Source organism: Cupriavidus sp. GW823-FHT06D04 (assembly GCF_058795055.1).
Genome location: NZ_JBXAHL010000132.1, coordinates 1 through 554 on the forward strand (window position 1 = coordinate 1; position 554 = coordinate 554).

The 554-nt window shown below is 65.0% G+C and carries 1 protein-coding gene; it reads left to right on the forward strand.

What is annotated here, in order from left to right:
* Positions 1-24 precede the first annotated feature (24 nt).
* Positions 25-554 (forward strand): 3-keto-5-aminohexanoate cleavage protein (locus AC1Q7H_RS39920; RefSeq protein ID WP_492382523.1); only part of this gene is annotated, 530 nt, incomplete at its 3' end.

Sequence of the window (554 nt, forward strand, 5' to 3'; positions counted from 1 at the left end):
GGCCAGATGAACACGGTGGAGATCATGACCCCAGAGGACTGCGCAGGAACCTCTTTCGAGCGCAAGGCGGTCTACGACGCCTACGAGGAGATGATCGTTCCGGCCGGGCCCGCCTGGTTGCGCGAACACCTCGCCCAGCTGGCGGCCAACGGCATCCAGCCGCACTTCCAGATCACCATGAAGTCGGGCCTCGTCACCCTCGAGCGCCTGATCCGGCGTGGCATCTACAAGGGGCCGCTCAATGTGAACTGGGTCGCGCTCAGCGGCGGCTTCGACAACCCGGACCCCTACAGCATGATGGAGTTCATTCGCCTTCTCCCCGATGGGTCGACGCTCACGCTGGAATCGCTGATGCGCGCCACCCTGCCGATCAACACCATGGCGATCGCCATGGGCCTGCACGTGCGCTGCGGCATCGAGGACACGATCTGGGGCCCCACCGGCGAGCCGATGTCCAGCGTGAAGCAGATCGAACAACTGGTGCGCATCTCGCACGAACTGGGACGGGGCGTCGCGTCGGCTCAGGAGGCGCGCGCAATCTTCAAGATCGGCAC